Below are 4,719 nucleotides of genomic sequence, written 5' to 3' on the forward strand. Positions count from 1 at the left end.
CGCCGAAAGGTGTGGTCGGACGGAGATAGGAGTGTAGCTCAATTGGTAGAGCACCGGTCTCCAAAACCGGGGGTTGGGGGTTCGAGCCCCTCCACTCCTGCCATCCCGTCCCAATAACGATCAGGGTCAAAGCGGCGCCCTTACAGTCGCTCCGGAGCTCGCACGGTTCGCACGATGGCTAAAGTCAATCCCGCAGAATTCGCGCGCGAGGTCCGCCGCGAGGTAGCCAGGGTCACCTGGCCGACCCGCAAGGAAACCGGCATCACGACCGCCATGGTGTTCGTCATGGTCGTGCTCGCCGCCCTGTTCTTCCTCGTCGTCGATCAGGTGCTGGCGGTTGCCGTTCGCTTGATCCTTGGGCTGGGAGGCTAAGACATGGCTGCGCGCTGGTACGTCGTTCACGTTTATTCCGGTTTCGAGAAGAAGGTTTCCCAGGCCATCCGCGAAAAGGCGGCTCAGAAGGGTCTGGAAGACAAGTTCGAGGAAATCCTGGTCCCGACCGAAGAGGTGGTCGAGGTGCGCCGGGGTTCCAAGATCAACACCGAACGCAAGTTCTTCCCTGGCTATGTCCTCGTCAAGATGGACCTGACCGACGAATCCTGGTCGCTGGTGAAGAATACGCCGAAGGTTACGGACTTCCTGGGTGGTGGCGGCAAGCCGCAGCCAATTTCCCAGCGTGAGGCCGAGCGGATCATCCATCAGGTGCAGGAAGGCTTTGAGCGCCCCAAGCCGTCGATCACCTTCGAGGTGGGCGAGCAGGTTCGAGTGAGCGACGGTCCCTTCACCTCGTTCAATGGTGTCGTCGAGGAAGTCGACGAAGAGAAGTCCCGCCTCAAGGTGGCGGTGTCGATCTTCGGTCGGTCCACGCCGGTTGAGTTGGAATACACGCAGGTCGAAAAGATCTGAGCGAACGGTTCCAAAGTTTTTGAGTCGGAGCTGCCGGTGCTTGCATCGGTGGCTCCATTCTGTTGCGGGAGGCTCGCCATGGCCGAACCGCAAAACCCCGCGACGCCGAGCCGGACCATCCGGTCCAGGGCGTAAGCGTCGTCCCAGGAGGTTGTGAGATGGCGAAGAAAATCGTCGGTTACATCAAGCTGCAGGTCCCGGCCGGCAAGGCCAACCCGTCGCCGCCCATCGGTCCGGCGCTCGGTCAGCGCGGCCTGAACATCATGGAGTTCTGCAAGGCGTTCAACGCCAAGACGGCGGACCTGGAAGTCGGCATGCCGATTCCGGTGGTCATCACCGCCTATGGCGACCGCACCTTCACCTTCGTGACCAAGACCCCGCCGGTCAGCTACTTCCTCAAGAAGGCTTCGGGCAAGGACAAGGGTTCGACGACCCCCGGCAAGGGCGGTTTCGTCGGCCAGGTCACGACCTCGCAGATCCGCGAGATCGCCCAGAAGAAGATGGCCGACCTGAACGCGCATGACGTCGAAGCCGCCGCGAGCATGATCGCCGGTTCCGCCCGCTCGATGGGCCTCGAAGTGGTGGAGGGCTGATCCTATGGCGAAGCTGGGCAAGCGTCTGACCGACGCCTACAGGAGCGTAAAACGCGACAACTTCTACGCGCTGGAAGAGGCCGTGACCCTGGTCAAGGGTGCCGCCAAGGCCAAGTTCGACGAGACCATCGAGATCGCGATGAATCTCGGCATCGATCCGCGCCACGCCGACCAGATGGTCCGCGGTGTCGTGAACCTGCCGAACGGCACCGGCAAGACCGTCCGCGTGGCGGTGTTCGCCCGCGGCGCCAAGGTCGATGAGGCCCTGGCCGCCGGCGCCGACGTGGTCGGTGGCGACGATCTCGCCGAACAGATCCTGGCCGGCAACATCAATTTCGACCGCTGCATCGCCTCGCCCGACATGATGGGCGTGGTCGGCAAGCTCGGTAAGGTTCTCGGCCCGCGCGGCCTGATGCCGAACCCGAAGCTGGGCACCGTTACCCCCGACGTGGCCGGCGCCGTCAAGGCCGCCAAGGCCGGCGCGGTGGAGTTCCGTGCGGAGAAGACCGGTATCGTCCATGCCGGCGTCGGCAAGGTCAGCTTCTCGGAAGAGGCGCTGGTCCAGAACATCCGCGCCTTCGTCGATGCCATCACCCGTGCCAAGCCGGCCGGCGCCAAGGGCCAGTACCTGCTGAAGGTCTCCCTGTCGTCGACGATGGGTCCGGGCCTGAAGCTCGACCTCGCCAGCGTGTCGGCTCCGGCCGCCGCCTGATGACCGTTTTCGCTGTCGCTGTCCTCGGGCAGCGGCGGTGACCGGGTGGACTGCCCGCGGGGGAAACCTCAAGGGCGCCCGCCCCACCCCTGTCCGAGACCGCTGGTGTCCGTCCCCGACCGCAAGGAAAGGGAAGGGCTTAAAATTCACCCGCGCAGACAGGAGTTGAACCCGTTTACCCCTCCGGCCCGGCCGCCTCGGCGACCTGTCCGGTTCAGGAACGGCTTGACTTCTGGGACAGGTTCGCCGGATCTCCGGCCCTTCGGGGACGGTGGTCCATGTACACCTCTGTGCAAGGAGGCGATCCGTGGATCGTACACAAAAAGAAGCGACGATCGCGGCTCTGCAATCGAAGCTCCAGGACACGGGCCTGGTGGTGGTCACCCACCATCTGGGCCTGACGGTGAAGGAAGTCACCGACCTGCGTGCGAAGGTTCGGGCTGCTGGCGCCAGCTTCAAAGTGACGAAGAACCGGCTCGCCCGTCGTTCCCTTCAGGGGACGCAGTTCGAAGGTCTGGACGGTCTCTTCAAGGGACCGACGGCGATTGCCTTCTCGAAGGATCCCGTTGCGGCCGCCAAGGTGGTGGCCGACTACGCGAAGACCAACGAGAAGCTGAAGATCGTCGGCGCCAGCCTCGGCACCCAGATTCTGGACGCGGAGGGGGTCAAGGCCCTCGCCTCGCTCCCGTCGCTGGACGAACTGCGTGGCCGCCTCGTGGGCATGATCCAGACCCCGGCGACCCGTATCGCCGGTGTTCTCCAGGCTCCGGGCGGCCAGGTCGCCCGCGTGCTGGCTGCCTACGCGAAGAAGGACGACGAGGCGGCGGCCTAACCAGGCCTAGTCACTCGTTTTTTCCATCCCCAGAACTCAAGTTGTTTGGAGTAGTAAAATGGCTGATCTGCAGAAGCTCGTCGACGACCTGTCGGCCCTGACCGTCCTGGAAGCCGCCGAGCTGTCGAAGCTCCTCGAAGAGAAGTGGGGCGTCTCCGCCGCCGCTCCGGTGGCCGTCGCCGCCGCCGGCCCGGCCGCTGCCGCTGCCGCTCCGGCCGAAGAGCAGACCGAATTCACGGTGATCCTCGCCGACGCCGGCGACAAGAAGATCAACGTGATTAAGGAAGTCCGTGCGATCACCGGCCTGGGCCTGAAGGAAGCCAAGGACCTGGTCGAGGGCGCTCCGAAGCCGGTCAAGGAAGGCGCCACGAAGGACGAGGCCGCCAAGATCAAGAAGCAGCTTGAAGAAGCCGGCGCCAAGGTCGATATTAAGTAAGACCTTGTTGCGTACGAAGCACACAGTACCAAGCCGGACGGCGGTCGGTTCCCCAGGGAGCCGGCCGCCGCACGGCGTTTTCTGCCTTCCGCCGGACCGGGCTTGCCCGGCCCGGCTCTTTCCGTCCCCATCATGGGGATGGCCCGCGCGGGCGCCCTCGGGACCGGTCGACACCAGTCGGCTCGATCCCACGGTCGGTTGAACGGTCGGTATAACGCGCATCACGTACAGACGTTTGGGGACATCCATGGCCAAATCCTTTACGGGTCGTAAACGTGTTCGGAAGAGCTTCGGGCGCATCCCGGAAGTCACCCAGATGCCCAACCTCATCGAGGTGCAGCGCAGCTCCTACGATCACTTCCTGCAAATGGACGTCGCCCCGGAAAAGCGGGCGAACCTGGGCCTGCAGGAAGTCTTCAAGTCGGTCTTCCCGATCAAGGACTTCTCCGACCGCGCGGTGCTGGATTTCGTCAAGTACGAGCTTGAGCAGCCGAAATACGACGTCGAGGAATGCCAGCAACGTGGCATGACCTTCGCCGCCCCGCTGAAGGTCACCCTGCGCCTGTCCGTGTTCGACGTCGAGGAGGACACCGGCCTCCGGTCTATCCGCGACATCAAGGAGCAGGACGTCTACATGGGCGACATGCCCCTGATGACGGCCAACGGCACCTTCATCATCAACGGCACCGAGCGCGTCATCGTCTCGCAGATGCACCGCTCGCCGGGCGTCTTCTTCGACCATGACAAGGGCAAGACCCACGCGTCGGGCAAGTATCTGTTCGCCGCCCGCGTCATCCCCTACCGCGGTTCCTGGCTCGACTTCGAGTTCGACGCCAAGGATCTCGTCTATGTGCGCATCGACCGCCGCCGCAAGCTGCCGGCCACCACGCTGCTGTTCGCTCTGGACGGCGCGGATACCGAGGCTCTGCGCGCCGAGCGCAAGGCGAACCGCAAGGATCTGCTGCCCTACGAGGCGCAGGGCATGTCGAAGGAAGAGATCCTCAACTACTTCTACGACACCATCACCTACTCCCGCTCCGCCGGCGGCTGGAAGACCCCGTTCAGCGCCGAGCGCATGAAGGGCGTCAAGCTGGTCTCCGACCTGGTCGATGCCGCCACCGGCGCCATCGTCGCCGAGGCCGGCGCCAAGATGACGCCGCGCGCCATCAAGAAGCTGGTCGAAGGCGACCTGACCGAACAGCAGGTCTCCACCGAAGAGCTGACCGGCCGCTACTTCGCC

General features: G+C 64.2%; 6 protein-coding genes, 1 tRNA gene and 1 pseudogene. All 8 read left to right on the top strand.

Annotated elements, in window-relative coordinates:
• The first annotated feature begins 27 nt into the window (after window positions 1-27).
• Window positions 28-103, top strand: a tRNA-Trp gene (locus I71_RS03895).
• Window positions 104-174: 71 nt separating this feature from the next.
• Window positions 175-372, top strand: a complete 198-nt coding sequence (gene secE, locus I71_RS03900) for a preprotein translocase subunit SecE (RefSeq protein ID WP_014246876.1) — start codon at window positions 175-177, stop codon at window positions 370-372.
• 3 nt (window positions 373-375) lie between these two features.
• Window positions 376-906 carry a transcription termination/antitermination protein NusG gene (nusG, locus tag I71_RS03905; protein ID WP_012973192.1) on the top strand — a complete coding sequence of 177 codons (531 nt, stop codon included), beginning with the start codon at window positions 376-378 and terminating at the stop codon, window positions 904-906.
• A 158-nt stretch (window positions 907-1,064) separates the two neighbouring features.
• Window positions 1,065-1,499, top strand: a complete 435-nt coding sequence (gene rplK / locus I71_RS03910; RefSeq protein WP_042690902.1) for a 50S ribosomal protein L11 — start codon at window positions 1,065-1,067, stop codon at window positions 1,497-1,499.
• Window positions 1,500-1,503: 4 nt separating this feature from the next.
• Window positions 1,504-2,211, top strand: a complete 708-nt coding sequence (rplA, locus tag I71_RS03915; RefSeq protein ID WP_042690904.1) for a 50S ribosomal protein L1 — start codon at window positions 1,504-1,506, stop codon at window positions 2,209-2,211.
• Between the two features lie 307 nt (window positions 2,212-2,518).
• The gene (gene rplJ / locus I71_RS03920) at window positions 2,519-3,043 is read left to right on the top strand and encodes a 50S ribosomal protein L10 (protein ID WP_014246881.1); all 525 of its coding nucleotides are present in this window, start codon (window positions 2,519-2,521) and stop codon (window positions 3,041-3,043) included.
• Window positions 3,044-3,101: 58 nt separating this feature from the next.
• A complete protein-coding gene (gene rplL, locus I71_RS03925) occupies window positions 3,102-3,479 on the top strand; it encodes a 50S ribosomal protein L7/L12 (RefSeq protein WP_014246882.1) in 378 nt (125 codons plus the stop codon).
• 247 nt (window positions 3,480-3,726) lie between these two features.
• Window positions 3,727-4,719 (top strand): annotated as a pseudogene (locus tag I71_RS03930) (DNA-directed RNA polymerase subunit beta); the annotation flags it as partial.

Origin of the sequence: Azospirillum sp. B506, from assembly GCF_000333595.1 — a bacterium.
Classification (GTDB): Bacteria; Pseudomonadota; Alphaproteobacteria; order Azospirillales; family Azospirillaceae; genus Azospirillum.

Excerpts from the sequence above, each read along its gene's own strand:
- rplA (WP_042690904.1), top strand. The coding sequence starts at position 1,504 with ATGGCGAAGCTGGGCAAGCGTCTGACCGACGCCTACAGGAGCGTAAAA.
- secE (WP_014246876.1), top strand. The coding sequence starts at position 175 with ATGGCTAAAGTCAATCCCGCAGAATTCGCGCGCGAGGTCCGCCGCGAG.
- rplK (WP_042690902.1), top strand. The coding sequence starts at position 1,065 with ATGGCGAAGAAAATCGTCGGTTACATCAAGCTGCAGGTCCCGGCCGGC.
- nusG (WP_012973192.1), top strand. The coding sequence starts at position 376 with ATGGCTGCGCGCTGGTACGTCGTTCACGTTTATTCCGGTTTCGAGAAG.
- rplL (WP_014246882.1), top strand. The coding sequence starts at position 3,102 with ATGGCTGATCTGCAGAAGCTCGTCGACGACCTGTCGGCCCTGACCGTC.